This window comes from Staphylococcus gallinarum, from assembly GCF_000875895.1.
GTDB lineage: Bacteria > Bacillota > Bacilli > Staphylococcales > Staphylococcaceae > Staphylococcus > Staphylococcus gallinarum.
The window spans coordinates 1-254 of the sequence record NZ_JXCF01000139.1 but is presented as its reverse complement, the minus strand read 5'-3'; the positions used below and the strand labels follow the sequence as shown (position 1 = coordinate 254).

At 29.9% G+C, this 254-nt stretch carries 1 pseudogene; it reads left to right on the top strand.

The window, feature by feature from the left end:
• Positions 1 to 180 (top strand): annotated as a pseudogene (locus SH09_RS16185) (hypothetical protein); the annotation flags it as partial.
• Positions 181 to 254 lie beyond the last annotated feature (74 nt).

Here is a 254-nt window from a genome sequence, read left to right as displayed (position 1 = left end):
ATAGCAATTGTAGGAGGTTTATTGTCACTACAATTGATTAATCGTAAACTAGTTCTGGAATTTATAAATTATTCTTCTGGAGTGTATAGTAATATTCTTGTAGCCATGGCTATCCTTATTATTTTATGTTGTCTTTTGACGATTATTGTATTTAAACGTTCTGAAAAGCAGTTTGAATAGTTATATTATATTTTGGTTTAGAACTATGAGTGGCTAGCATTTTGCCACTCATTTTTTGCGTTAGCAAAAACAGG